The sequence below is a fragment of the Bacillus sp. FSL K6-0268 genome (assembly GCF_038005425.1).
Taxonomy (GTDB): domain Bacteria; phylum Bacillota; class Bacilli; order Bacillales; family Bacillaceae_G; genus Bacillus_A; species Bacillus_A thuringiensis_S.
Window position 1 is genome coordinate 1,912,786 of the sequence record NZ_JBBOTF010000001.1, and the last position, 25,073, is coordinate 1,937,858.

The window sequence follows — 25,073 nt, forward strand, 5'->3', positions numbered from 1 at the left end:
TTACAAATAAATCAAAAATTCACCTTTGTTACACATATAAATAAAATGTAAGTACTATGACAATTAAAGTTGAAAAATGATAAATTCCGACAAAACTTAGCAATTTTATAAAGTTTTCTTTACATTATGATTACAACGATAGACACCCTTCTTCTTATGATATATAACATTCATAGGGAAAGGAGTCAGACAACAATGAAAAAGAAATTTGCAGCGTTTAGTGTTTTAGCAGCAGGAACGATTTTTGCTTCCCCGTTACTTTCACCCGTATACGCTGAAACGAATCAAGATAAATTAACTAACATTCAATCTGAATTAGAAGGCAAACAAAGTGACTTACAAAATAAATCAGTCGAGAAAGAACAAATAGAAAAAGAAATTCAAGAATTACAGAAGAAAATCGATGAATTAACTACTTCTATTAATAAAAACGAGGCTGAATTAAACGATACAAAAAAAGAAATTAGCAAAACACAACAAGTAATTACTGACAAAAAGAAACATATAGAACAATTACAAACAAACATAGATACACGTCAGGAAGTTATTAAACAACGATTACAATCTATGCAAGAAAAACCGCGTACAAATATCATTACAGAAGTATTAACAAACTCTACAAACATTGCTGATCTTGTTGATAATATGTACTCCGTAAGTTTAATATTAAACAACGATACAGATATTGTAAAAAAGCAAACATCTGATCAAAATGCTGTAACTACAGAAAAAGAAGCTGTTGAGAAAAAAGAACAACAACTGAAAGAATCTGAGCAAAAACTAGAACAAAAACAGCAAGAATTACAAAATAACCAACAACAGCAACAAACTCTTATTAACGATCTACATACGAAAGTAGCAAAAGTAGATTCAGAGATTGAAGGATTAGAAGAATCCAAAGGTATTTTAGAAAATCAACGTCAAGCTGTTCAAAAAGCAATTGAAGAAGAAAAACGTGCCGAAGAAGCTCGTAAAGCGGAAGAAGCTCGCCAGGCAGAAGAGGCTCGCAAACAACAAGCTACTAAATCTGCTCAAGCAACTCAAGCAGCTCCAACACCACATGATACAAATATCGGTGGCTTTATCAAACCAGCAGCTGGATCAAAAACATCCGGATTCGGTGTACGTTCTTTAGATAACCATAAAGGAATTGACATCGCTGCTTCGGGAACGGTTCCAATTATCGCTGCTGCAGATGGCGTTGTTATTCGCTCAGAATTATCATCTAGTTACGGAAACGTAGTGTACTTATCTCACCGTATAAACGGAAAAACATATACGACAGTATATGCTCATATGAATAGCCGTTCCGTATCGAATGGACAAACTGTAAAACAAGGCGATCAGCTTGGATTTATGGGGAATACGGGCCAATCATACGGACAACATTTACACTTCGAACTTCATCTTGGAGAATGGAATGTCGGCAAGACAAACGCAGTTGACCCATCTCCTTATATCGGATTATAAAAAACCTCGGTGCCTACCGAGGTTTTTTATTTACACTTCACACAATATAGGCATTCTACATAAACTATAACTAAATGCCTATAGTTTACGAGGTGATCCATATGAATACGCAATTACAACAAAAAATAGAAGAAGCTAGAACGACATATATCGGCCGGATATTTACATTTGGCGGCTCAGTTTTATTTTTAATCGGTTCATTCCTCGCAGTCACCACAGCCTATAAAGCGTATAATCGGCTATTACATTCATCAACATAAAAAAGACGGTAGATCCCCGTCTTTTTTATGCAAACATTTTAAATATACCTATCGCATTTAAAAATACAATTATTACAGTTACCGGAATGACATAACGAAGTAAGAAGAACCAAATGTTAAATAACGTTTTCCCTTTCGTTTCCGTCACTTCTAATTCTTTCATCAACAATTCTTTACTCATTTTATTTGGTACAAATAATGAAATAGCTAGTACTCCTAACGGCAGCAATACGTTACTTACTGAAAAGTCGACTAAATCAAAAAATGTTTTCCCGAATATTTTCACGTCACTCATTATTCCAAATGATAACGCTGATGGAATACCGACTGCAAAAATAAGAATACCAATTAATAATGATGCTGACGGACGCTTCTTCTCATTACCTTTCGCAACAGATGCTACTACAATTTCAAGCATTGAAATTGCTGATGTTAAAGTCGCAAAGAAGAATAAAATTAAAAACATAATAAAGAAAAATTGACCAAATGGTATTTTTGCAAATACTGCTGGAAGGACGATAAACAGTAATCCCGGTCCTTCAGTCGGTTTAACTCCTAATGCGAAAATCGCTGGGAAAATTGCTAATCCTGCAAGTACTGTAACAAAAACAGTTAAACTTACAATAGATGTTGCTGATTTCGCTAAATGTTCTTCTTTCTTTAAATACGAACTATACGTTACCATTACCGAGGCACCTACAGTTAGCGAGAAGAAAGATTGTCCCATCGCATATAAAATCGTATCTGCTGTAAGCTTTGAAAAATCTGGCTTTAAGAAGAACTCTACTCCAGCAAAAGCACCATCGAGTGTTAACGCACGAACAATAATCGCTATAAATAAAATAAATAATAGCGGCATCATGTACTTACTTGCCTTTTCTATACCTTTCTCTACACCTTTACTTACGACAAAAATTGTACAAAGCATAAAGATAAATTGTGCTCCAATCGCACTTAACGGATTTGAAATCGTTTCACCAAACAATTGTCCATAATCAGCTACTCCATTCCAGAAACTGCCTGTCACACTATAATATAAATAAAGTAAAATCCATCCACCTACAACACTATAAAAAGATAGTACACTAAAACAAGTAACAACTCCCATACGACCAATCCAAGGATATAATTTGCTATTTGGCACTAATACTTTATAAGCTGTAACCGCCTCTTTTTGCGTGCTACGTCCAATAACAAACTCCGCTATTAGAAGAGGCATACCTATAAATAAAGTTAATAGTAAAAATACAAGGAAGAATGCTCCTCCCCCGCCATTACCTGCAACATATGGAAATTTCCATATCGCACCAAGACCTACTGCGGCTCCGGCTGCTGCGAGTACAAAGCCTATTTTCGACGTCCATTGCTGTGTTTCTTTCATCATAAATTCTCCTTTTCTGAATATTTAAACTTTTGTTAATTATACACTTTCATTTCATACTCGCACACCTCCTTTAGAAAATAAAAAAGTCCTCTACACGCAAATATGCATGTAGAGGACGATATATGTAATGTAAATACCGTGGTACCACCTCAATTGGATTGATAAATCCCACTTGTTCAAGTACAGGAATAATTCCGATACTCTATCCTTTTAACGGCGGAACCCGGGTTGCCTACTACAATGTTCAACATACCTCTCGCAAGCCCATTCTGTATAATTTATCGTACCGGGCTCCCACCTAACCCCAGCTCTCTGAACGCATCAAATATACGTACTCTTCTTGCTCATCGATTTCATCTATTGAAGTTACTTGTGATTATAAATTATATTTTTATATTTGTAAAGCGCACTTTATCTTTTATTATTTTAAAACCTTTTCCTCTAATTCTCGCAAAAAACTTTCTCTTTTCCCCTCGTTTTGCATATATACTGATTTCAACACTTCCTGGAGCAATATATTTCGTTCCCTCTTTTCTAACTGTAAATCTTTTAACTTCACCCTTACTTCATATAAAAAATCTAAATACGATTCATATGTCTCATCATATTTATTTGCAATCTCATCTCGAATTTTTTTTGCGAGCTTCGGGCTCGCTCCCCCAGTAGAAACTGCTATATTAAGCAAACCACGATGAATCGCTGCCGGAAAATGAACATTACCACTTTCCGGATTTGTAATAACATTTACTAATTGATTCTCCGCGGCATCTTCAGCAACTTGTTCATTTAATATTGAATCACTACTCGCTGCAACAACTAAAAAAGCACTTTTAATATCACTTTTTTCATATTCTCTTTGATACCAACGAATTTTCTTTTCTTCCACAAGTTTTACTAAATTCGCATCTAATTCTGGACTGATTACAACTATATCTGCACCTTGTTTGAGTAAAGGAATAATTTTAAATCCTGCAACTTTTCCCCCACCAATAACAACAACACGTTTCTCATTAACTCGCACTGTAAGTGGATACATACTGATCTCCCTTCAATAACTCCGTCGTTTTCTGAATTAACATATCTTGAAACGCTTCATTCTTCCCTAAATATGGACTGATTTTTATCTCTTCCAATTCATATTGGCGCACTTCTTTCTCAATATGTTTCATAAGTAAACCTGTAAATAACAAGTAGGGCAGTACAACGATGTTCTTTTCTTTTCGTTCTACAACTTCCTTTAATTTCTTCTCAAATTTCGGCTCCGCAGCTGCTAAAAAACAAACTTCTACTTTAGCAATTTTTTCTTCTGCTTGAAATAAAGTAGCGATCCGATTTATATCTTGTAAAGTTTCAGGATCGCTACTACCCCTTGCAACGAGTAAAAGTGTTACTTCATCTTTATATTCTTCAATATCACTTCCGTTATATACCGACTTTATAAGCGTCTCTGATACACCAAACGGATTACCATACGTCACCTTAATATTAGGGTATTGATTATTTAACTTTTCTAATTCAAAAGGAATATCATTCTTCACATGGCCTGCTGCTAATAAGAAAACAGGAATAGCAATAATCTCTGTCGCACCACGCTTCGCACATGTACGAAATCCTTCTTCAATAGAAGGATTCGCCAGCTCTAAAAAACAAACTTCTTGAATAGCCGCTTCTATACGGCTCATACATGTCGTAATAAATTGAATTGCCTCTTCTTTCGCTGCCCTCAAACGACTTCCATGACATATATATAAGACGGCTTTCATTTTACAACACTCCACTTACTTGATAAGCATTTTCCGTTTGCTTCTCAAACCAATGGATTTTTTCTCTAAAACGGACAACTTCTCCAATTACAATCATGCTCGGATTTTGAATTTGCTCTTTTTTCGCAACATCTACAATTGTCCCTAACGTTCCAACAACTGTGCGCTGCATAGACGTCGTCCCCTGCTCAATAATAGCAACTGGCGTACTTTTATCTTTTCCATGCTTCATCAGTTGTTCGCATATGTAGGGTAAATTACTAACCCCCATATATACAGCTAACGTCTCTACACCTTTCGCTAAATTTTCCCATTTCACTTCTTCTTTAGCACCTTCTTTCCTATGCCCAGTCACAATAGCAAAACTTGCACTTGCATCACGGTGCGTCACTGGAATACCAGCATAAGCAGGTACAGCTATTCCAGACGAAATGCCTGGGACGATTTCAAATGGTACACCTTGCTTTGCTAATGCTTCCGCTTCTTCTCCTCCTCTACCAAATACAAATGGATCACCGCCCTTAAGCCTCGTTACAACTTTTCCTTTTTTCGCATATTTAATAAGAAATGTGTTAATTGTCTCTTGCTTCATCGTGTGATAATTCGGGAGTTTCCCGCAATAAATTAAATCCGCTTCAGGCTTTGCATATGAAAGCAATTCTTTATTCACGAGACGGTCATATAAAATAACATCTGCCTTCTCAATACATTTCAATCCTTTAACAGTAATTAAATCCGGATCGCCAGGACCCGCTCCAACTATATACACCTTCCCCATCATCTCTCCTCATTTCTTCTATTAAAATGAAACTTCCATTCGTATATAAGAATGGAAGTTTTTATTTTTTCGTATTACTGATCTCTACTCATGAATAACAAATGCCGCACCTTTTCGAATCTTCTTTTTTTCAAATAAGGAGATTTCCTTTACTTCTGGCAACGGTAAAAAATGCTTTTCAAGCTCAATCTCCGCAAGCTTAAATGCCTGCTCTTCACTTTGAGCAACAACAACAATCGGAACGATATTATTCGCTAATACAGCTTCAAATCGATATAATTCCATATTGCCCCTCCTAAGACGCTATTACTTCTTCTAACACGTTATTTAAAGCTATTTGCAATGTATCTACACCGATACGTCCGACAAAATCATAAAATGTTTCGGCAGGTAACTTATTCTCTTTAAAATAACTTATAAATGATGCGAGTACATCCGGTAAATCCTCGCCATCTATTTTCCCTTTTAACTTTTGATTATAGGCACCGCCATCTAACAACGTTCCACCTACATATATTTCAAATGCTTCAACAATCCCTTTTTCCTTCGTTTTCATTTTTACCCCTTGTAATCCGATGTCAGCAATTTGACGTTGACCACATGAATTTGGGCATCCTACCATATGAATTCGAACTGGAACATCAAGTGCAATTTCTGTATCTAAGTATTCTGCAATTTTCCGTAATCTTTCTTTCGTTTCTACTAGAGCAAGATTGCAATATTCAATACCAGTACATGAAACCGCATGACCAATAAATGATTTCGGACTTGCAGATATCGCTTCAAACAACGGTTCACTTAATAAACCCGTTACATTTTCTGGTGGAACATTCGGAATGATGAAGTTTTGTGAGTTACACGTACGAATTTGTCCATTTCCATACTGCTTTGCAATTCTTGCAATCTCAAACATTTCTTTTGCATGTAAACGACCTACCGGCACATTAAAACCGACATATTTTAATCCATCTTGTTTTTGATCTTGAACACCATAAAAATAGCCTGCATTCCATCCTTTAAGTGCACTTTCTCCTTTACTTTGCAATGGTCCTGTATACTCTATTAGTTTCTCTTTAAATTTCTCTGCTCCCCAGTCTGCAACAAGAAATTTCAAACGAGCTAAATGACGTTTCTCGCGATATCCAAAATCACGGAATATAGTAGCAATCCCAATTGCTACCGCCTTCACTTCTTCTGGTAAAACGAACACATCTAATTCATCAGCTAAATATGGACGGGCTGATAATCCACCGCCTACTTTTATATGAAAACCAACTTTTTTCTCACCATCTATTTCTTTCGTAGCAGGTGTAAATGCAACACAGTTAATCTCTGCGTTTGCCGAGTTATAAACGTTAGAACTAATAGACATTTTAAATTTACGTGGTAAGTTAGAAAACTCTTCATTATGTTGGAAATAGTCATATACCTCCTTCACAATATGCGTTGTATCAAACAGTTCATTCGCATCAATTCCTGCAAGTGGATTACCTGTAATATTACGTGTTATATCACCACACGCCCCTGCTGAAGATAACCCAACTCTTGCTAATCTTTTAAAAATATCTGGCATTTGCTGAATTTCTAACCAGTGAAACTGAATCGCCTGTCTTGTCGTAATATCTATTACATCACGTCCATAATCCTCAGCGATAGAAGCAAGCACTTCCGCCTGCGCATTTGTAATAATCCCTGAAGGAATATTTACACGCATCATAAAATAGCCAGCTTCTTTCGGTCTTTGCAAATACAATCCTGCCCATTTAAATGCGTCCCACTCTTCTTTCGGAATAGATTCGAATCCATTTTCCGCATAGTAAGGAATATCATTAAAAATTTCCAAACCATCTTTTGCTAATTTATTTTTCTCAGTCTGATTTAATTTTTCATTATTAGCCCATACTTTTTCATAACTCATTTTTAAATCCCCCTATATAAAGTGAAACTTTAATCAACCCTCACCAATCGGGCATTTACAGCCTGCTCCAGCCGAATTTTGAGGTGGGCGTTTTACTTCCCAGCAAACAACGGGACAAAACTACGCTCTTGTAAGTACTTCACGATTTGTTCTGCACATTCTTCAATAGAATACTTGTGCGTTTCTACAATTAATTCCGCTCGATCTGGTTCCTCATACGGTGAATCAATACCTGTAAAATCTTTAATATCACCTTGTCTCGCTTTTTTGTATAACCCTTTTGGATCACGTTTTTCACACTCTTCAATTGGACATTTTACAAACACTTCTATAAACTCATCTGCCGCTAATAGATCCCTAACTTGTTTGCGATCTACTCGAAATGGTGAAATAAATGCTGTAAGGACAACTGTTCCTTGATCTACAAATAACTTTGCCACTTCGCCAATACGTCTTATATTTTCCATGCGATCACTTTCAGAAAATCCTAAGTCTTTATTTAAACCGTGGCGAATGTTATCCCCATCCAGCACATAATTTCCAATATTCTTTTCAAACAGTTTACGAGCGACCGCATTCGCTACTGTAGATTTACCCGAAGCTGATAAACCAGTAAACCAAATTACAAAACTGTGATGTCCATTCTTCACTCTTCTATCATCTTTTGAAACCGAAGCTATATGCCAAGTAATATTCGTATCCATCTCGTTCTCTCCCTATTCTGTTACTACTTCTTTTTTTAAACCTTTAATTAGCACTTCTACTACTTCTTTACGACTAAATGTACTTGGCGGAATCTCACCGTTTCTTAATAATTCTCTTACTTTCGTACCCGATAAAATAACATGATCTTCTTTTCCGTGCGGACATGTTTTCGTTGAAGCCATCGCTTCACATTTCGTGCAGTAAAAACTATGTTCAAAGAATAGTGGTGTAATGCCTAACTCTTCTATCGTAAAATTCGTGAAGATTTCTTGCGCTTCGTATGTTCCGTAATAATCTCCTACTCCGGCATGATCACGCCCTACAATAAAGTGTGTACATCCAAAATTCTTTCTTACTAACGCATGAAATATAGCTTCCCTTGGTCCTGCGTAACGCATTGCAGCAGGAAATACACTTAAAAAGACACGATTTTTCGGATAATAGTTTTGAAGGAGTACTTCATAGCTTTCCATTCTTACATCAGCAGGAATATCATCCGATTTCGTTTCTCCAACGAGTGGATTTAAAAAGAGACCATCTACAATTTCAAGAGCAGATTTTTGAATATACTCATGGGCACGATGTACCGGGTTTCTCGTTTGAAATCCGACTACTGTTTTCCACCCACGTTTTTTAAATTCTTCTCTCGTTTCAATTGGGTCTAAACGATAAGAAGGAAATTGATTATTTTCAAAGCGTTTTGTTAGAATAATAGTTCCTCCAACGTAAACGTTTGGCCGTTCATATAACTTTTTCACTCCTGGATGAACCTCATCCGTTGTTTTATATACAAGTAACGCTTCTTTTTCTTTATCTGGTACGAAAATATCTTCTATTTGAATAACACCATATATATTTCCATTGTTGACAAGCTTTACTTCCTCTCCAGTCTTCAGGCTTTCTGCGACTTCTTCTGTTACCGGTAATGTAATCGGTATACTCCACACACTACCATTTGCTAAACGAAGCGTTTCTACGACTGAATCATAATCTTCCTTCCCTAAAAAACCAGTAAGCGGGCTATATCCACCTGTCGCCAATAGTTCTAAATCACTTAAAGCAATATTGTCTAATTTAATTTCTTTTTCAATTTGTGATACCTCATATGTCTCATCTATACGGTTTACTAATTCGTTTACTGTGCTCATTTTCTATATCCCCTCTTAGCTTTATTTCAAGATTCATCTTATTGATAATGAAGACCACATTCGGTTTTCATTTTCCCAGCCCATCTACCATCTCTTGAATCGCCACCATCCCCTACAGGTAAAGTACATTTCTCACACCCAATACTTGGATAGCCAACATCATGCAACGGGTTATACGGCAAGCTATGTTTGTATACATATCGCCAAACTTCTTTCCACGTCCAATGAATGAGTGGACAAACTTTAATAGATTGAAAACGATGATCTTGATTTATAAACTTTGTATGCTTACGTGTTTCTGATTGTTCCCTTCTTAAGCCCGATATCCATGCTTTTTCCACGACTAATGATTTTTCTAAAGGTAAAATTTTTCTAATCTTACAACAAAGATTCGGATTGCTCTCCCACAGTTTTTCACCATGCAACTTCGCCTGTTCATCAAGTGTAAGTTCTGGCTGTTTTTCTATAATATTCAATGAAGGAAATCGTTCCCTCACTCTTTGAATTAATTCATACGTTTCTTGAAAATGAACATTTGTATCTAAAAATACAACTTTAGCAGATGGATTTACTTGGTTTATAAGGTGCAGCAATACCATACCTTCCACCCCAAAGCTACATGCATAGACGATTTCATCTTTATACTCTTCATAAGCCCAATTTAATACTGATAACGCGCCTTTTGTTTCATCTTCTTCCGAAAATGAAACAACATTTTCTTCCCACGTTTCATACGTCAACATGTTTTTTCCCCCTGTAAAAGCAAAAAGACGGTTTTAACCTAATGAAAATAGGTTAAAACCGCCTCTAGTTTTTCTAGTCAGCGCTTTTCACTTTAAACGTACTTTTTCACTTTTCTCTAACTGAATTACTTTTCCATCTTGCACAACAATTGTAATTGAACCATATTTCATATCAGCAAGCATCGCTTCAATCTTCTCGGATACTTCATCAAAATGTTCCCGTACACTCACGCGAACAGCCCCCCTTTTTATTCATAAAAAAAATCTTTCCCATTTCGAAAAGACTGTTCGGTAATATATTTTACCTTATCTTTCAAAATGGATTCCATTTTGCTGGATTTAGCACCTTGCTTTCTATAAGCAGGTTGCCGAGCTTCTTCGGGCCAGTTCCCTCCGCTTCTCTTGATAAGCTTTGTATTTGTATTTTATCACAATTCTGATTTTTTTCAATCCTAGTTTTCCGATATATTTTAATTATTTTATTTTACAAAAAAGGAATTGCCCATCCGAACAACTCCTTTTCTATTTAGACAAGCTCTTTAATACGTATGCGATCGTTCCCAATAATATTTTCATATGTTTCGCGTTCCACAACTACTTGCGATGTTCCGCCTTTTGCAAAGACCACGGCTGGTCTTCGAATCCGATTGTAATTATTCGCCATCGAATACCCGTAGGCTCCTGTACAGGAAACTGCTAGTAAATCAGCAGAAGCGACTTTTGGTAAATGAATATCCCAAATCAACATATCTCCACTCTCACAGCATTTCCCAGCAATCGAAACGAGTTCCTCATTCTCATCATTCCCTCGATTCGCTAACATTGCTTCATAACGCGCACTATATAAAGCAGGTCTTAAATTATCTGTCATTCCACCATCGACTGATACATATTTCCGAATACCAGGAATATCTTTCACAGATCCAACTGTATAAATTGTTGTCCCAGCATCACCTACAATGCTACGGCCTGGTTCAATCCATATTTCTGGCAATGGATATTCACATACAGTAAATTGTTCTCTCACTGCACTTGTTACAGCTCGCACATATGTCTCAAGAGTTAATGGTGTATCCGACTCTGTGTAGCGTATTCCAAATCCCCCGCCTACATTTAACACTTTTACTACATAGTTTGTTTGCTCTCTCACTTCTTCTAAAAATTGGCGAAGAACTTCAATTGCTCGAACAAAACCAGCTGTTTCAAATATTTGCGATCCGATATGTGAATGAATCCCTAGCACATTATAATTTGATTTTTGTAAAGCAAATCCAATTGCCTGCATCGCTTGACCGTTTGAAACGCCAAATCCAAATTTCGAATCATCTTGGCCTGTTGTAATATATTCATGTGTGTGCGCCTCTACTCCAGGTGTTACACGAATTAATATGTTCACAAATTTTCCATGTTGCATCGCTAAATCGTGTAAAATTTCTAATTCAAAGAAATTATCTACGACAAAACAACCAATATTCGCCTGAAGAGCCATCACTATCTCTTCTTCTGTTTTATTATTTCCATGAAAATGAATACGTGATGCTGGAAATCCAGCTTGGAGCGCAGTATATAATTCTCCCCCAGAAACAACGTCTAATGACATATTCTCTTCACGAGCTACTCGGCACATCTCCATGCACAAGAACGCCTTGCTTGCATATGCTACTTGATAAGAGAAACCACTTTCTTTAAAAGCACGATGAAACGCTCGGCATTTTCCTCGAATAGACTCTTCATCGTATACATAAAGTGGTGTTCCGTATTGCTTTGCTAGCTGCGTCGTATCGCACCCTCCAATTTCTAAGTGTCCTTGCCCATTAATTCGGCTTGTGCCGTGTAAATACATTTAAATTCCTCCCTTATTTCCTCTAAAACTCATAACCCCAATCTTCTATTCATTGCAGCACGCTTTTAGATAGACAAAAAACGCGCGGAACAATGTTCACACGCGTTTCTTATTAGGAAAAATATATATTGAAAAAATAAACGAGTTGTTATCTCCTCAAAATAAGAAACCGCATCAACATCTCCAAATAGCTCTCCATAAAATAAATCTTATGACAGTACTACATTTATTCAATGTAGTCCCAATATATGAATAAGATGGTTATTCTTATATTTCGGCAATAGTCCCTTTCAACCTATGATCACAGATTCCATTAAATCTCCCATAGCTTACTCTTTCCTATCGCGGCCTCTACCTTTGAGAGTAGATGAGGTAAGTCTATTTAATTTTCAAACATCTAATTGTTGCTATTAACAATACCAAAGGACCATTTTATTTGTCAAACAATTTTTTATATTGTTTTTTTACAGTTTAATTTTGTATCGTTTGGTAAGCGCTTTACTGAAATCTTTGTCACTTCCCATTCGCCTTCTTCGTTATTAAATGTAATCGTTACCTTCTCAAATGGTGGAGCAATTTTCCCAGCAACACGTTCATACTTTGTCACTTCAATACTTGCTTGAAATAAATATGTACCGCTATACACTTTTTTTAAACTAATAATTTTAGGACATTGATAAGGTTTCAAACTTCCATATTGTTTTTCAATTGCTTTATTTATTTTTGGAAATAAAACAGAATAAAGTGCATCTTCCATAAGAGGTGCATCATATTGAGCTACCGACACACTCGGTGAAGTAAAAAGTATAACACTACTGCATGCTATAAAATATAATAATTTTCGCATTATAACCTCCGTATATCACGCGATTCTTTCTACGTACGATAATTATCATACATAGAAATTCTGTTTTATTGTCTCCCACCAATCTTTTTCTACTCGATTATTATAAAAAAGCCCACAACCCCCTTTTATTTTCGTATAATGATACTCATAGTATAATAATCATAATAACAAAGGACTGTTCGTATATATATAAAAGGAGTCGTTAAGCAAACTGACTCACAAGAACTGTCATGCTTTTTAGGAGAGGAGTATATTATGCTACAACATCTGTTTCCAAAACTGCGATTTGCACTCGTTGCAGTCGTTTTACTATGGATTAAAACATATATTGTGTACAAGCTAGCATTTGATATTAAAATTGATAATTTCTTTGAAGAATTCATGCTTTTTATTAATCCACTAGCTGCGTTACTTTTATTTTTCGGCTTAGCTTTACTTGCATCTAAGCACCGAAACCGAATTATAATTGGAATCAGTTTTATACTGTCATTTATTTTATTTGGAAACGCAATGTTTTATGGGTTCTATAACGATTTCGTTACTTTCCCGGTTTTATTCCAAACAAACAATATGGCTGATTTAGGGACAAGTATAAAAGAACTCTTTACGTACAAAACATTACTTTTATTTGCAGATGCAATTATTTTAATGTTTATTTCGCGTAAATTCCCATCATTTGGCGACAAAACACCACTTTCCCGCTCAGAGAAGCGAACTTTCTTTAGCGGTGTAACAGCTTTATTAGCACTACAAATTGTTGTATCAGTTATTTATAAACCACAAATGTTCTCACGCTCATTTGACCGTCAAACTGTTGTGAAAAATTTAGGTTTATACACATATCATCTATTTGATATTACACTTCAATCCAAGTCTTCAGCTGAGCGTGTATTTGCAAGTGGCGATGGATTTTCTGAAATTAAGAACTATACAGACTCAAAAGACAAGCAAGTTGATAAAAACTTATTTGGAGCTGCAAAAGGTAAAAATGTAATTTTAATTTCAATGGAATCTACACAAAGCTTTGTTATTAATAAAAAAATAAATGGAAAAGAAATTACACCATTTTTAAATGAATTTATTAAGGATAGCTTCTATTTCGATAACTTCTATCATCAAACTGGACAAGGTAAAACTTCTGATGCTGAATTTATCGTTGAAAACTCACTTTACCCACTAGATCGTGGTTCTGTATTCTTTACTCATGCAACAAATGAATACACAGCTACACCAGAACAATTAAAGAAATACGGATATTCTTCTGCCGTCTTCCATTCAAACGATAAAACGTTTTGGAATCGGGATGTAATGTATCCTACACTTGGATATGATCGTTACTTTAATTTAAATGATTACGTAGGAACGGAACAAATGTCTGTCGGTTGGGGATTAAAAGATAAAGAGTTCTTTGAACAATCTATTCCAAAGTTAAAATCTTTACCGCAACCGTTCTATACAAAATTTATTACATTAACAAATCATTTTCCGTTTCTTCTAAATCCGGAAGACCAATATGTTGATGAATTCAACTCAGAAAGTGGTGTTGTAAACCGCTACTTCCCAACTGTTCGTTACACAGATGAAGCTCTTAAATTATTTATTAAACAATTAAAAGAAGAAGGACTGTATGATAATTCCGTTATTGTCATTTATGGTGATCATTATGGTATTTCCGAAAACCATAACGCAGCTATGGCACAGTTCCTAGGAAAAGATACTATTACACCATTCGATTCTATGCAATTACAACGCGTTCCTCTTATTATTCATGTGCCTGGTCAAGAAGGAAAAGTTGTTTCTAAAGTATCTGGTCAAATTGATATTAAACCAACGCTCCTTCATTTACTTGGTATTAAAACAAATAAATCCGTTGAATTTGGAACTGACTTATTTATTAAAGAAAAAGACCCGCTTATGGTAATGCGTGATGGTAGCTTTGTTTCTGAAGAGTATGTTTATACAAAAAATATGTGCTACAAAAGAAGTACGGGTGAAGAAGCTGACATGACGCTATGTCAGCCGTATGTTGAAAAAGCAAAAACAGAATTAAAACTCTCCGATAAATTAATTTATGGAGATTTATTACGTTTCGATCCTAATAATCGATATAAAACCGGAACGATGACAACGAAATTTGAATAGTAAAGGAAGCAACTTTATACAAGTTGCTTCCTCTTTTTATTTTCACTTAATTTATTCCTCATCCTTCTATGAAATCTTTCACAAATTGGTAATTTCTTTCGTATGAGGAATAAATTTATGGTATGATAAAATAAGTAAACTTTCATACACTAATTAAGAATTTATTACAGAAAGCAAGGGATCAGATTTTGTATAGAGCAGCTATTCCAAACTTATTTACGCTCGGAAATTTATATAGCGGATTTTTATCAATCGGCTATGCATCTTTAGGATATTATAAATCAGCTGCTATTTTAGTACTTATCGGGATGATGTTAGATAGTCTTGATGGTCGTGTTGCTCGTTTATTACGTGTTGATTCACAAATGGGAAAAGAGCTCGACTCGCTTGCAGATGTCGTAACATTTGGTGCAGCACCTGCTGTTTTAATGTATTACACATCTTTCTCAAACTACGGAATCATCGGATTATACATAGCGGGATTATTCCCTCTTTTCGGGGCATATCGTTTAGCACGATTTAATGTAACACCATCTTCTACTTCAATGAAATATTTCACTGGAGTACCGATTACAGCAGCGGGAGGGCTTGTTGCTTTCTTAACATTATTTTCACATACCATTCCAAAAATCGTTCTTATTACCGTATTTGTAACGTTCGCATTTTTAATGGTGAGCCGCATTCGTATCCCAAGTTTAAAAGATGTACCAATTCCACGATATAGCATCATTATTACACTATTTTTAGTTGGAATCATTATTACAATGTATCAAACAGGATTTGGCAATTTTTCTGTTTTCTTATTCATTGCCATTCCACTATATATTTTGTACATGTTATCTCAATTCATTAGACAAAGACCGTCTAAAAAAGCGAATAAAGAAAAATAAGAAACCTTCCGAGTCCGGAAGGTTTCTTTTTATTTTGTGACTAATACCTTTTGATTTACAGGTGTTACTGGCTCTTCGCCGTTTAATACATCTAAAATATTTCTGACAGCCATTTCAGCCATCGCATCACGAGTTTCAAACGTTGCATTCCCTACGTGTGGAGCAAGCACTACATTCTTTAATTCTTTTAGCTCTTCTGTAATTTTCGGTTCAAATTCAAACACATCAAGAGCTGCCCCTTCAATTTCATTCGTTTTTAATGCATGAGCAAGTGCCGCTTCATTCATAATTGGTCCACGTGAAGCATTTACAATATACGCTGTTTTCTTCATCATTTTAAACTGCTCTTCATCAATCATATGATGTAATTTTGGATTATAAGCACAGTTAATTGTAATAAAATCTGCTGTTTGTAATAATTCTTCCAACGTCACATACGTTGCTCCCAGTTCACTTTCAGCTTCAAGCTTACGATTTGGCCCTGTATATAAAACACCCATTCCAAATGCTCTCGCACGTTTTGCAACAGCCTTCCCGATTTCTCCAAGACCAATAATTCCAATTGTCTTACCGTGGACTTCTCGTCCTAAGAAAAATAACGGTGCCCATCCGTTAAATCCAGTCGTACGACATAACGTATCCCCTTCAGGAATTCTACGCGCCGCTGCTAAAAGAAGTGCAAATGTTAATTCTGCAGTCGCTTCCGTTGATACTTTCGGTGTATTCGTTACTGCAATTCCTTTTTCCCCAGCATACGTGTAATCAATATTGTCGTAACCAGCACCATAGTTTGCAACAATCTTTAAATGAGGCGCTGCATCAATAACTTCTTTTGGCACCTTTGTTGAAAGTAAACTTAACAATGCATCTTTATCTTTTACACGCTCTGTTAATTCATCTATAGAAATTAACTCCTCTTTATCGTACATTTCTACATCATGATCTTTTAATAGTTCTAATCCAATTTCTGGAATTTTTCCCGCTACTAATATTTTTGCCACTACTAACACCTCTTCTATAGAAAATAAGATATCTCTTATATTTCATTGTAAGAAATCCATATATAAAAACCAAGGAATTTGATTATAGTTTTGAAAATCGACACTTTTCCATAAAAAAAGAGGAGATACAACTCTCCCCTCTTCTTACGCTTTTTCCTGCGATTCTTTTCCGAGCTTCACATCAATAGTTCCTTCTGCAACCGTATCGCTAATTTGCTCCTCAATAACCGATTGAGATGCAGCATTCGTTTCAGACGTATAAGCTTGTTGCTGTGCAACTTGTACATTTTGTTTATTTTGTTGTTTCGCCATTTCTTACCCTCCTTTTCATTCTTTCTTATTTTGAACAAAAAGGACGGTTTTCATCAAAAAATCGCGTTTCATTTTAAATTTGTTACTTCTTCTTCAAGCAACCTCATTACTCTTGCTCGCTTCGTAAATGTTGCGACCTGAGTAACACCGTGAGCTCGTAATGTTTGTACATTTTCTTGTACATAATTCCCTAAATCATTTGGATAATGGGCATCCGAAGAAATCGTAATTGGAACACCATACTTAGCTAATACTTGTAAATATAGTGGACTTGGGCACATCTCACGAACAGGGTAACGATAGTACAGTCCTGCATTTATTTCTGTTGCCGTATTCGTTTCTACTAACGCACAGGCAATTTCCTTATAATAAGAAAGCTGTTCATTCTCATCCAATCGATAATTAAATACTTTTATATTATCAAGATGAGCGATAATATCAAATAACTCTGTATGAATCGCACTCTCAACTGTTTTAAAAAACGTATCGTATAATGTGCGTAGGTCATGCACCTCAAAATATTCTTTCGTATCCGGATTATCAAATCCCCAGCCATTTAGAAAATGAACGGAACCAATTACATAATCAAAGTCTCCTAGCGCTAATAATTCTTTTAACTCTCCTTCACAATCAAGAAAATAATCCGCTTCAATTCCAAGTTTAAGTGTGACACCTCTTTTACTCCATCGTTCTTTCGCTTCTTCAATTGCCTTTGTAAAATCATACAGTGAAACTACCCTTACTTGATCTAACCATTCCTTCTGTATACGACCAAGCTTAGAATCACTAATATCTACATATTTTTCATAATATCCTTTCGCTTCATGAAAACGATATAGATGATCAACAATTCCCACTTCTTTTATTCCTTTTCGCACAGCTTCTTCTAAATAGAGATCCATCCATTCTTTTGTAAATGGCCCTTCCTTCACACGCTTTTGCAAACGCTCTTGTGTTTTCATAAGCCAATCAATAGAATGCCTTTCTTGAAGCGGTTCATAACATTCCAACGCTTCATTTATTTTAGCAAGCCATCTTATTGAATACGGTCCTTCTTCTAAGTGAAGATGATAATCTACTTTCATATACATTCCCCCTTATAATGTATCTATTTCCCTTCTATCCCCAACTCTCGAAAGCTTTCCATTTCGTTCTTTCACCTCTCGCATGACATCTTCCAATGCAATATTTTTTTCAGCCAATAAAACGAAACAGTGATAAAATACATCAACCATTTCTTTCACTACTTCTTCTTTATCATTATTTTTACATGCGATAATTACTTCAGCGCACTCTTCACCAATTTTCTTTAAAATTTTATCTTCTCCTTTTGAAAATAAATAATTTGTATACGATTCAGGAAGTGGGCTTTCCTTTCGTTCTTCAATTGTTTTATACAGCAACTTAAAGGCATTTTCCATATGTATCCCCCCTATATAATTTGATAGTGAAAGCATGTCTTCTCCCCCGTATGACAAGCAGGCCCTACTTGTTTCACATTCACAACAATTGAATCTTGATCACAATCTAAGTATAGAGATTGCACATATTGAACATTCCCTGATGTTTCTCCCTTTTTCCATAACGACTGCCTCGAACGAGAATAAAACCATGTTCTTTTCGTCTCTAACGTTTTTTCATATGCGTCTTCATTCATATAAGCTAGCATTAAAACTTCTTTCGTACCTTCTTCGATGACAATTGCTGGTATTAATCCTTTTGAAAAATTAGGTTTCATAACCGCACCTCAACATTTGCATCTCTTAATTTTCGCTTTACACTCTGCACTGTCGCCTCACCATAATGAAATATGGATGCCGCTAACGCTGCATCAACCGTTGTCTTTTGAAAAACTTCTATAATGTGATCCGTATGACCACAGCCCCCTGATGCGATGACTGGAATGGAAACACTTTTTGAAATCTCTTCTGTTAAACGAAGATCATATCCACTTTTCGTTCCATCTGCATCCATACTCGTTAACAAAATTTCACCCGCCCCGAGCTTAACAACACGCTTCGCCCATTCTATAGCATCCATTTCTGTGTCAACTCTTCCACCGTTGACGTATACGTTCCATTTATCTTCCGCTACTTTTCTAGCGTCAATTGCGACGACAATACATTGTGATCCAAAGTGTTCTGCCCCTTCTTCGATTAGCTTCGGGTTTCGCACTGCCGCTGAGTTTATTGAAACTTTGTCTGCTCCAGCTCTTAGTAAATTGTACATATCTTTCACACTTGAAATCCCCCCGCCAACCGTAAGAGGAATAAATACTTTTGCTGCTGTTTTTTCTACAACATCTATAATCGTTTTTCTTCCTTCATGGGTCGCCGTAATATCTAAAAATACGATTTCATCTGCCCCTGCCTCGTTATATGCTTCAGCTATTTCAACCGGATCACCGACATCTTGTAATCCTATAAAATTTACACCCTTTACGACTCGCCCTTCTTTCACATCTAGACATGGAATAATTCGTTTCGCTAACATAACTTCGTTACCTGTAATACTTCTTCTAAATCAATCTTTTTCTCGTAAAGCGCCTTTCCAATTATGACACCATATATATTCATATCATTTAACTTTTTCACATCTTGAATAGATGCCACTCCTCCAGAGGCAATGAGACGAATGCCCACACTTTTTTGAAGTAACGTCAATTGTTCAAAATTTGGCCCTGCAAGCGTCCCGTCTTTCGAAATGTCTGTAAACACAATCGTTTGAACACCTAAACTTTCCATTTGTTTCGCTAAACTAATATAAGAAATTTCAGACAAATCAAGCCAACCTCTCGTTGCTACGAAACCATTTTTCGCATCAATTCCAACAATGATTTTCTCTTTATATAGATGAACTGCTTCCTCTAAAAATGACTTATCATAAAGAGCCGCTGTTCCTAAAATCACTTTTTCTACACCTACTGACAATAACTTCTCCACCGCTTTAAGTGAACGAATTCCTCCTCCCACTTGCACAGGAATACGTACCGCCTTGCAGATTTTTTCAATGACGAGAAAATTTAGCGACTCGCCAGCAATTGCACCGTCTAAATCAACAATGTGTAGTATTTCCGCTCCAAGCTTTTCAAATATGATCGCCTGCGCTACCGGATCTTCATTCATCACCGTTTCTTTACTAAACTCTCCTTGATAAAGTCTAACGCATCGCCCTTCCTTTAAATCGATAGCCGGGAAGATTTCCATGCTTCTACCACCCCTTGAAAATTTTTTAATATTTGCATGCCAATTTCACCACTTTTTTCTGGATGAAACTGTGCACCAAATACATTTCCTTTCGCTACAAACCCTGGTACTTGCATTCCATAATCACTTACTCCGCATACAATTTCATCTGGACAATCCGCGTAATATGAATGAACATAATACACGAAAGAACCATCTACTAATCCATTCCAAAGCGGAAATTCTCTTTCCTTCCTTAATTCATTCCATCCCATATGAGGAATTTTATACGAAACTTTTAACTTACGAATTTCCCCTGGTAGTAAACCTAACCCACTACAACCTTTTAGTTCCTCACTTCGTTCAAATAAAAGCTGCATGCCCAAACATATACCGAGGAGTGGTTTTCCTATATCACAAACTTCTGTTAGTACACACACTAAATCTCTTTCTTCTAATACTTCCATCGCTTTCGGAAATGCACCTACTCCCGGTAAAATCACGCCATCGCTTCTCAATATCTCTTCTTTATCACTCGTTACAATGTGCTCTGCCCCAATATATTTTAATGCTTGCTCTACACTACGAATATTCCCCATTCCATAATCTATAATGGCAATCAATTACAACATCCCTTTCGTTGAATTTACACCAGTAATGTTGGCATTTTTTTCGACCGCTTCTCTAAGCGCTCTACCAAAAGCTTTAAATAATGCTTCAATTTTGTGATGTGTATTACTTCCATATAGAACGCGCGCATGTAATGTAATATTGGCAGCATGTGCAACTGCTCTAAAAAATTCTTCCGTCAATTCTGTATCAAAATCCCCGAGCTTCGGATTTGTTAATTCCCCTTGAAATACACAATATGAGCGTCCACTTATATCAATTGCGACAAATCCTAAAGATTCATCCATCGGTACATACGCTGAACCGTAACGATTAATTCTCTCTTTATTTTGCAATGCTTCTTTCAAGCAATTTCCGAGTACAATTCCAACATCTTCAACGGTGTGATGTGCATCGACAAATACATCACCTTCTGCCTCAACTTGCAATCCAAATCTTCCATGTCTAGCAAATAAAGTCAGCATATGATCGAAAAAACCAATCCCCGTTTGAATAGATACATTCGTACTTTCATCAAGCTGCAAACTTAATTTAATTTTTGTTTCTGTCGTCTGACGTACTTGACTGGACTGACGCATTATTTTTCCTCCTCTAACCTTATTTGGATTGCTCTCGCATGTGCATGTAACCCTTCTTTATTTGCAAGCTCTACAATATGATGCTGTACATTTTTTAATGCTTCCTCCGTATAAGAAATAAAACTTGATTTTTTCACGAAATCATCGACTGATAACGGAGAAAAAAATCTTGCCGTTCCGCTCGTTGGTAATACATGATTCGGTCCCGCCAAATAATCCCCGAGCGGTTCAGGTGCATATGGCCCAAGGAAAATAGAGCCTGCATGTTTCACATAATCTAGAGCATTCATCGGTTCTTTTATATGTAACTCTAAATGTTCTGGAGCAATTTCATTTGATAACTTTAGTGCCTCCTCTAAAGAAGGAACGATAAAGATGGCTCCATTTCTATTTATTGATTCACGTGCAATTTCACTTCTTGGTAACATTTCTAACTGTCTTTCTACCTCTTTTTCTACTTCTTTAGCTAGTTCCATATTCGTTGTAATACAAATTGCCGTTGCTCTCTCATCATGCTCTGCTTGCGATAATAAATCCGCTGCGATATATTTTGCATTACCTGTTTCATCCGCGACAACTACAATTTCTGATGGACCAGCAATCATATCGATATTTACTATTCCGTATACTTCTCGTTTCGCTAGAGCGACGTACAAATTTCCCGGTCCAACTATTTTATCCACTTTCGGAATCGATTCCGTCCCGTATGCTAAAGCCGCAATTGCTTGCGCGCCACCTATCGTATAAATTTCATCTACCCCCGCAAGATTTGCAGCAGCTAATATATGAGGATCAATTCCTTCTTTCCTCGGCGGTGTTACCATTACAATCTTTTTCACACCTGCGAGTTTCGCCGGCAATACATTCATTAATACTGAAGAAGGATATGAGGCTGTCCCACCCGGTACATATACACCTATATTTTCTAATGGCCGAATGAGCTGTCCTCTAATTATGCCTTTACTTTCACAATCGAATATTGAGTACTTCTTTTGCTTTTCGTGATACGAAACAATGTTTTTCTTCGCCTCTTTTAAAGCTTCTAAAAATGAATTCTCTACAAGCATACTCGCTTGCTGTATTTCTTCTTCACTTACACAAAAATCTTTCATCTCTACACCATCAAACTTTTTTGTATAGAAAGATAAAGCCTCATCTTTCCCTTCCCTTACATTTCTAATGATTTCTCTTACACTTCTTTGAACAGTTTCTTCTATTATATTAGCGTTTTCTCTTAGCACTTTTATTTTAGATAATGCCTCCTTAAAGTCTTCATAAATGATTTCCATTTTAAGTCCTCCTATTTCCCTGATAAGATTTCTTGCTCCATCATATTTACAATACTGAATATTTCGTCTTTTTTAGTTTTTAAGGCCGCCTTATTTACAATCATCCGAGCCGATATAGAGTGCATTTCCTCAAATACAATAAGTCCATTCTCTTGTAATGTTTTTCCTGTTTCAACAATATCTACAATTGCATCTGCCAATCCAAGAAGAGGAGCGATTTCTACAGAACCTTCTATTTTAATAATTTCTACGTCCTCTCCCTTATCATGAAAATAAGTAGAAGTAATATGTGGGTATTTCGTAGCAATTCTTTTCTTCCGGTAACTTTTCGGATTATACGTAGGAATAGAAGCAACACAAAACTTACAAATCCCTACTCCTAAATCCAGCATTTCATAAATATCTTTCTCGTTTTCCATTAAAATATCTTTTCCAACGATCCCAATATCAGCTACCCCATGTTCTACATAAGTAGCAACATCAACCGCTTTTACTAAAATAAATGAAACATTTGTATTTTTACTTTGAAATACAAGCTTCCGACCTTTATTTTTGAGTTCCGAACAATCAATTCCAATCTGCTCAAAGAGTGGAATTACATGTTTTTCTAATCTTCCTTTCGTTAACGCAATTTGAATGTTACGCATGAAGTCTCTCCTTCTTTCTGGACTACCCATTTCTCATTCCACACATATTCCACTAAGTATTCATTCTTTGCCTCAACGACCGTTCCTATTTTATTTTTTCTTGCAAATTGAAAGGTATCGCTTAAATTAGAGAATAGAGATAACCAGGCATTTTTCCCGTCCTTTCGAAGTAAATTTCGTAACCTTTCTGCTTCTGCTAATCTATTTAACTCATAATGAATCACAATATCAATTTGATTTCGTTCATATGGTTCTTGCTGCTCTTGTAGCGCCTTCACAATTTGATTTACTTGCACCGCGAGTCCAACAGCCGGCAGCGTTTCTCCAAAATTCCCAATTAGCTCATCATATCTTCCGCCACTAACGATTTCTTCTCCAATTTCATATATATATCCTTTGAAAATAACACCCGTATAGTAATCTAAGTGTTGAATCATGCCTAAATCAATTGATATGTAAGAACCATATCCTAACGTTTCCATTGTTTCATACATTTCTTTTACTCTTGCAATTGCCATTTTCATTTCATTACTTGAAGCAAGCTTTTCTGCTTCCTCAATAACTTCTAAATTTCCAAATAGCCTCGGTAATTTCTCAAGTAATCTTACTGTCTCATCGCATCGATCTAATTTCTTTTCTCCGATGAAATTTGAGAGGGCAGCATAATTTTTACTTTCTATATACGTTCTAAGTACCCTTTCTTCTTCATCATGGATGGAGAGCTTTTTTACAATACATTTATATAACTGTACTTGCCCAATCTCAATTGTAAAAGATTGCACATTCAACTTTTGAAGTGCTTGAATGACACTTATTACGCATTCAATTTCAGCTCTTACATTATCAATCCCGATAACTTCAATACCACTTTGTACGATTTCATTATATTTTCCAGAATGGGATTCATTTGCTCGAAATACATTCCCGCTATACGTCACTTTAAGTGGCGTATCCCATCTCTGTGTTCCAATAACTCTCGCTAAAGGAATTGTCATATCTGGACGTAAAACGATAATCCTTCCCTTTTCATCAAAAAATTTATACATCTTCCCTTCATCTATCGGTCTATTTTGAAATGCAAAAACATCATAAAATTCAATTGTAGGTGTTCTTATTTCCTCATAACCTCTCTCTAAAAAAGTAAGCCTTAATTTTTGCTCCACTTCTTCAATTAATGTACATTCTTCGAATAAATAATCTCTCGTTCCATTCGGGTTTGCCCGCTTCCATTTTGTCATCTAAATTTTCACACCTTTCCCCTTCTAATGTATGCCGATTTCATTCACCTAAGCCGAAAATAAAAAGAGCCTTGTAGACAAAATACCTACAAGGCTCTTCAATAGAGTGTAGGTACAACGGGAATACCCCTTGTACCTACACGTTTTCACGCTAGGTTCAAGGGTTTCATGTATGATGATGTAGTTGTGTAAGCATTGTAATAGATCGCACGATATTCATAATACTTACTCCCTTTCTCCTCTGATTTTCACATAGTATATAACAGTTAATTTTGAATGTAAATACATTTTTAATATTCCGT

General features: G+C 36.0%; 28 protein-coding genes, 2 riboswitches and 1 other annotated feature. Of the genes, 4 read left to right on the forward strand and 24 right to left on the reverse strand.

The window, feature by feature from the left end:
• The first annotated feature begins 195 nt into the window (after positions 1-195).
• Both MHI28_RS09715 and MHI28_RS09720 read left to right on the forward strand, forming a co-directional pair.
• Positions 196-1,470 carry a murein hydrolase activator EnvC family protein gene (locus MHI28_RS09715; RefSeq protein ID WP_000726091.1) on the forward strand — a complete coding sequence of 425 codons (1,275 nt, stop codon included), beginning with the start codon at positions 196-198 and terminating at the stop codon, positions 1,468-1,470.
• 101 nt (positions 1,471-1,571) lie between these two features.
• Positions 1,572-1,730, forward strand: a complete 159-nt coding sequence (locus tag MHI28_RS09720; protein ID WP_001096007.1) for a hypothetical protein — start codon at positions 1,572-1,574, stop codon at positions 1,728-1,730.
• A gap of 25 nt (positions 1,731-1,755) precedes the next feature.
• On the opposite strand, the gene MHI28_RS09725 is transcribed toward MHI28_RS09720, so the two are convergent.
• The 12 genes from MHI28_RS09725 to MHI28_RS09780 form a co-directional block, all read right to left on the reverse strand.
• The gene (locus MHI28_RS09725) at positions 1,756-3,111 is read right to left on the reverse strand and encodes a sodium-dependent transporter (RefSeq protein ID WP_000665434.1); all 1,356 of its coding nucleotides are present in this window, start codon (positions 3,109-3,111) and stop codon (positions 1,756-1,758) included.
• A gap of 111 nt (positions 3,112-3,222) precedes the next feature.
• Positions 3,223-3,471, reverse strand: a binding site (T-box leader).
• Positions 3,472-3,535: 64 nt separating this feature from the next.
• Positions 3,536-4,150, reverse strand: coding sequence for an NAD(P)-binding protein (locus tag MHI28_RS09730; protein ID WP_000283361.1), 615 nt, complete (start codon positions 4,148-4,150; stop codon positions 3,536-3,538).
• Complete coding sequence (locus MHI28_RS09735) at positions 4,125-4,877, reverse strand: sirohydrochlorin chelatase (RefSeq protein ID WP_000648893.1); 753 nt, start codon at positions 4,875-4,877, stop codon at positions 4,125-4,127. The genes MHI28_RS09730 and MHI28_RS09735 overlap by 26 nt, the downstream gene beginning before the upstream one ends.
• A gap of 1 nt (position 4,878) precedes the next feature.
• Positions 4,879-5,655, reverse strand: coding sequence for a uroporphyrinogen-III C-methyltransferase (gene cobA / locus MHI28_RS09740; protein ID WP_000521280.1), 777 nt, complete (start codon positions 5,653-5,655; stop codon positions 4,879-4,881).
• A gap of 84 nt (positions 5,656-5,739) precedes the next feature.
• Entirely contained in the window at positions 5,740-5,940 is a 201-nt protein-coding gene (locus MHI28_RS09745) for a DUF3906 family protein (RefSeq protein WP_000424929.1), read from the reverse strand.
• A gap of 10 nt (positions 5,941-5,950) precedes the next feature.
• Positions 5,951-7,573, reverse strand: coding sequence for a nitrite/sulfite reductase (locus MHI28_RS09750; protein ID WP_000119600.1), 1,623 nt, complete (start codon positions 7,571-7,573; stop codon positions 5,951-5,953).
• Between the two features lie 92 nt (positions 7,574-7,665).
• Positions 7,666-8,277 (reverse strand): adenylyl-sulfate kinase, encoded by a 612-nt coding sequence (gene cysC, locus MHI28_RS09755; RefSeq protein WP_000380490.1) that lies wholly within the window; start codon positions 8,275-8,277, stop codon positions 7,666-7,668.
• Positions 8,278-8,289: 12 nt separating this feature from the next.
• A complete protein-coding gene (gene sat, locus MHI28_RS09760; RefSeq protein ID WP_000108784.1) occupies positions 8,290-9,426 on the reverse strand; it encodes a sulfate adenylyltransferase in 1,137 nt (378 codons plus the stop codon).
• Positions 9,427-9,464: 38 nt separating this feature from the next.
• Positions 9,465-10,169, reverse strand: coding sequence for a phosphoadenylyl-sulfate reductase (locus MHI28_RS09765; RefSeq protein WP_000959017.1), 705 nt, complete (start codon positions 10,167-10,169; stop codon positions 9,465-9,467).
• Positions 10,170-10,256: 87 nt separating this feature from the next.
• The gene (locus tag MHI28_RS09770; protein ID WP_000116158.1) at positions 10,257-10,400 is read right to left on the reverse strand and encodes a YezD family protein; all 144 of its coding nucleotides are present in this window, start codon (positions 10,398-10,400) and stop codon (positions 10,257-10,259) included.
• 72 nt (positions 10,401-10,472) lie between these two features.
• A riboswitch (SAM riboswitch) is annotated at positions 10,473-10,581 on the reverse strand.
• Between the two features lie 114 nt (positions 10,582-10,695).
• Positions 10,696-12,012, reverse strand: coding sequence for a diaminopimelate decarboxylase (lysA, locus tag MHI28_RS09775; RefSeq protein ID WP_000280641.1), 1,317 nt, complete (start codon positions 12,010-12,012; stop codon positions 10,696-10,698).
• A gap of 180 nt (positions 12,013-12,192) precedes the next feature.
• Positions 12,193-12,374, reverse strand: a riboswitch (Lysine riboswitch).
• Positions 12,375-12,463: 89 nt separating this feature from the next.
• A complete protein-coding gene (locus MHI28_RS09780) occupies positions 12,464-12,859 on the reverse strand; it encodes a DUF3888 domain-containing protein (protein WP_001228823.1) in 396 nt (131 codons plus the stop codon).
• 255 nt (positions 12,860-13,114) lie between these two features.
• Between MHI28_RS09780 and MHI28_RS09785 the strand changes: the two genes are divergently transcribed.
• Both MHI28_RS09785 and pssA read left to right on the forward strand, forming a co-directional pair.
• A complete protein-coding gene (locus tag MHI28_RS09785; RefSeq protein WP_000939085.1) occupies positions 13,115-15,001 on the forward strand; it encodes an LTA synthase family protein in 1,887 nt (628 codons plus the stop codon).
• A 188-nt stretch (positions 15,002-15,189) separates the two neighbouring features.
• The gene (gene pssA, locus MHI28_RS09790; RefSeq protein WP_000285417.1) at positions 15,190-15,891 is read left to right on the forward strand and encodes a CDP-diacylglycerol--serine O-phosphatidyltransferase; all 702 of its coding nucleotides are present in this window, start codon (positions 15,190-15,192) and stop codon (positions 15,889-15,891) included.
• 29 nt (positions 15,892-15,920) lie between these two features.
• Here the strand turns inward: pssA and MHI28_RS09795 are convergent, their stop codons facing one another.
• The 12 genes from MHI28_RS09795 to MHI28_RS09850 form a co-directional block, all read right to left on the reverse strand.
• Entirely contained in the window at positions 15,921-16,892 is a 972-nt protein-coding gene (locus tag MHI28_RS09795) for an NAD(P)-dependent oxidoreductase (RefSeq protein WP_001062838.1), read from the reverse strand.
• Between the two features lie 144 nt (positions 16,893-17,036).
• The gene (locus MHI28_RS09800; RefSeq protein WP_001118893.1) at positions 17,037-17,204 is read right to left on the reverse strand and encodes a DUF4025 domain-containing protein; all 168 of its coding nucleotides are present in this window, start codon (positions 17,202-17,204) and stop codon (positions 17,037-17,039) included.
• A gap of 68 nt (positions 17,205-17,272) precedes the next feature.
• Positions 17,273-18,289 (reverse strand): histidinol phosphate phosphatase domain-containing protein, encoded by a 1,017-nt coding sequence (locus MHI28_RS09805; RefSeq protein WP_000861857.1) that lies wholly within the window; start codon positions 18,287-18,289, stop codon positions 17,273-17,275.
• Between the two features lie 12 nt (positions 18,290-18,301).
• Positions 18,302-18,625: a phosphoribosyl-ATP diphosphatase gene (gene hisE / locus MHI28_RS09810; RefSeq protein ID WP_000426355.1), complete on the reverse strand. Its 324-nt coding sequence runs from the start codon at positions 18,623-18,625 to the stop codon at positions 18,302-18,304.
• Positions 18,626-18,636: 11 nt separating this feature from the next.
• Complete coding sequence (gene hisI, locus MHI28_RS09815) at positions 18,637-18,942, reverse strand: phosphoribosyl-AMP cyclohydrolase (RefSeq protein WP_000803958.1); 306 nt, start codon at positions 18,940-18,942, stop codon at positions 18,637-18,639.
• The gene (gene hisF / locus MHI28_RS09820) at positions 18,939-19,697 is read right to left on the reverse strand and encodes an imidazoleglycerol phosphate synthase cyclase subunit (protein WP_000880105.1); all 759 of its coding nucleotides are present in this window, start codon (positions 19,695-19,697) and stop codon (positions 18,939-18,941) included. The genes hisI and hisF overlap by 4 nt, the downstream gene beginning before the upstream one ends.
• On the reverse strand, positions 19,691-20,410 hold the full coding sequence (hisA, locus tag MHI28_RS09825; RefSeq protein WP_000402290.1) for a 1-(5-phosphoribosyl)-5-[(5-phosphoribosylamino)methylideneamino]imidazole-4-carboxamide isomerase: 720 nt from the start codon (positions 20,408-20,410) through the stop codon (positions 19,691-19,693). Before hisA ends, hisF begins: the two co-directional genes overlap by 7 nt.
• Positions 20,383-21,012: an imidazole glycerol phosphate synthase subunit HisH gene (gene hisH / locus MHI28_RS09830; protein WP_000560347.1), complete on the reverse strand. Its 630-nt coding sequence runs from the start codon at positions 21,010-21,012 to the stop codon at positions 20,383-20,385. Before hisH ends, hisA begins: the two co-directional genes overlap by 28 nt.
• Complete coding sequence (hisB, locus tag MHI28_RS09835) at positions 21,013-21,597, reverse strand: imidazoleglycerol-phosphate dehydratase HisB (RefSeq protein ID WP_001249962.1); 585 nt, start codon at positions 21,595-21,597, stop codon at positions 21,013-21,015.
• Positions 21,597-22,886, reverse strand: a complete 1,290-nt coding sequence (gene hisD / locus MHI28_RS09840; protein WP_000402916.1) for a histidinol dehydrogenase — start codon at positions 22,884-22,886, stop codon at positions 21,597-21,599. Before hisD ends, hisB begins: the two co-directional genes overlap by 1 nt.
• Positions 22,887-22,897: 11 nt before the next feature.
• Positions 22,898-23,533: an ATP phosphoribosyltransferase gene (gene hisG, locus MHI28_RS09845; RefSeq protein ID WP_001244492.1), complete on the reverse strand. Its 636-nt coding sequence runs from the start codon at positions 23,531-23,533 to the stop codon at positions 22,898-22,900.
• Positions 23,509-24,771 (reverse strand): ATP phosphoribosyltransferase regulatory subunit, encoded by a 1,263-nt coding sequence (locus MHI28_RS09850; protein WP_000170303.1) that lies wholly within the window; start codon positions 24,769-24,771, stop codon positions 23,509-23,511. Before MHI28_RS09850 ends, hisG begins: the two co-directional genes overlap by 25 nt.
• Positions 24,772-25,073 lie beyond the last annotated feature (302 nt).

Excerpts from the sequence above, each read along its gene's own strand:
- MHI28_RS09715 (WP_000726091.1), top strand. The coding sequence starts at position 196 with ATGAAAAAGAAATTTGCAGCGTTTAGTGTTTTAGCAGCAGGAACGATT.
- MHI28_RS09720 (WP_001096007.1), top strand. The coding sequence starts at position 1,572 with ATGAATACGCAATTACAACAAAAAATAGAAGAAGCTAGAACGACATAT.
- MHI28_RS09725 (WP_000665434.1), bottom strand. The coding sequence starts at position 3,111 with ATGAAAGAAACACAGCAATGGACGTCGAAAATAGGCTTTGTACTCGCA.
- MHI28_RS09730 (WP_000283361.1), bottom strand. The coding sequence starts at position 4,150 with ATGTATCCACTTACAGTGCGAGTTAATGAGAAACGTGTTGTTGTTATT.
- MHI28_RS09735 (WP_000648893.1), bottom strand. The coding sequence starts at position 4,877 with ATGAAAGCCGTCTTATATATATGTCATGGAAGTCGTTTGAGGGCAGCG.
- cobA (WP_000521280.1), bottom strand. The coding sequence starts at position 5,655 with ATGGGGAAGGTGTATATAGTTGGAGCGGGTCCTGGCGATCCGGATTTA.
- MHI28_RS09745 (WP_000424929.1), bottom strand. The coding sequence starts at position 5,940 with ATGGAATTATATCGATTTGAAGCTGTATTAGCGAATAATATCGTTCCG.
- MHI28_RS09750 (WP_000119600.1), bottom strand. The coding sequence starts at position 7,573 with ATGAGTTATGAAAAAGTATGGGCTAATAATGAAAAATTAAATCAGACT.
- cysC (WP_000380490.1), bottom strand. The coding sequence starts at position 8,277 with ATGGATACGAATATTACTTGGCATATAGCTTCGGTTTCAAAAGATGAT.
- sat (WP_000108784.1), bottom strand. The coding sequence starts at position 9,426 with ATGAGCACAGTAAACGAATTAGTAAACCGTATAGATGAGACATATGAG.
- MHI28_RS09765 (WP_000959017.1), bottom strand. The coding sequence starts at position 10,169 with ATGTTGACGTATGAAACGTGGGAAGAAAATGTTGTTTCATTTTCGGAA.
- lysA (WP_000280641.1), bottom strand. The coding sequence starts at position 12,012 with ATGTATTTACACGGCACAAGCCGAATTAATGGGCAAGGACACTTAGAA.
- MHI28_RS09780 (WP_001228823.1), bottom strand. The coding sequence starts at position 12,859 with ATGCGAAAATTATTATATTTTATAGCATGCAGTAGTGTTATACTTTTT.
- MHI28_RS09785 (WP_000939085.1), top strand. The coding sequence starts at position 13,115 with ATGCTACAACATCTGTTTCCAAAACTGCGATTTGCACTCGTTGCAGTC.
- MHI28_RS09800 (WP_001118893.1), bottom strand. The coding sequence starts at position 17,204 with ATGGCGAAACAACAAAATAAACAAAATGTACAAGTTGCACAGCAACAA.
- MHI28_RS09805 (WP_000861857.1), bottom strand. The coding sequence starts at position 18,289 with ATGAAAGTAGATTATCATCTTCACTTAGAAGAAGGACCGTATTCAATA.
- hisE (WP_000426355.1), bottom strand. The coding sequence starts at position 18,625 with ATGGAAAATGCCTTTAAGTTGCTGTATAAAACAATTGAAGAACGAAAG.
- hisI (WP_000803958.1), bottom strand. The coding sequence starts at position 18,942 with ATGAAACCTAATTTTTCAAAAGGATTAATACCAGCAATTGTCATCGAA.
- hisF (WP_000880105.1), bottom strand. The coding sequence starts at position 19,697 with ATGTTAGCGAAACGAATTATTCCATGTCTAGATGTGAAAGAAGGGCGA.
- hisA (WP_000402290.1), bottom strand. The coding sequence starts at position 20,410 with ATGGAAATCTTCCCGGCTATCGATTTAAAGGAAGGGCGATGCGTTAGA.
- hisB (WP_001249962.1), bottom strand. The coding sequence starts at position 21,597 with ATGCGTCAGTCCAGTCAAGTACGTCAGACGACAGAAACAAAAATTAAA.
- hisD (WP_000402916.1), bottom strand. The coding sequence starts at position 22,886 with ATGGAAATCATTTATGAAGACTTTAAGGAGGCATTATCTAAAATAAAA.
- hisG (WP_001244492.1), bottom strand. The coding sequence starts at position 23,533 with ATGCGTAACATTCAAATTGCGTTAACGAAAGGAAGATTAGAAAAACAT.
- MHI28_RS09850 (WP_000170303.1), bottom strand. The coding sequence starts at position 24,771 with ATGACAAAATGGAAGCGGGCAAACCCGAATGGAACGAGAGATTATTTA.